At 55.9% G+C, this 558-nt stretch carries 1 protein-coding gene; it reads right to left on the reverse strand.

Annotation, left to right across the window (positions count from 1 at the left end):
- On the reverse strand, positions 1–558 hold a 558-nt coding region (locus L5M29_RS23705), incomplete at both ends, for a putative Ig domain-containing protein (RefSeq protein WP_263170362.1).

The following is a 558-nucleotide window of genomic DNA, read 5'->3' on the forward strand; positions in this document are numbered from 1 at the left end:
CCAGCTCGGTTTGGTCACTGCGCTCAAGGTTAAACTGTCACCGGTATCGGAGTCAGTTGCAGTCAAGGTGTAACTGTATGCCGCATCTTGGGTCGCTGCCGTCACCGCCGTCGAACTAATCGTCGGCGCATCGTTGACGTTTGTCACTGTAATGCTAAAGGACTGCTCAGCCGTTAAGCCATCCGTGTCCGTCACTCGTAAGGTGACAGCGTGACTGCCCACATCCGCATTGCTCGGCGTGCCACTGAGTAACCCTGTCGCCGCGTTGAAACTCAACCAGCTCGGTTTGGTCACTGCGCTCAAGGTTAAACTGTCACCGGTATCGGAGTCAGTTGCAGTCAAGCTGTAACTGTATGCCGCATCTTGGGTCGCTGCCGTCACCGCCGTCGAACTAATCGTTGGCGCATCGTTGACGTTCGTCACCGTGATACTAAAGCTTTGCTCAGCCGTTAAGCTATCCGTGTCCGTCACTCGTAAGGTGACCGGGTGACTGCCCACATCCGCATTGCTCGGCGTGCCACTGAGTAACCCTGTCGCCGCGTTGAAACTCAACCAGCT

Source organism: Shewanella sp. SM95, assembly GCF_025653595.1.
In the GTDB taxonomy this organism is placed as follows: Bacteria; Pseudomonadota; Gammaproteobacteria; order Enterobacterales; family Shewanellaceae; genus Shewanella; species Shewanella oncorhynchi.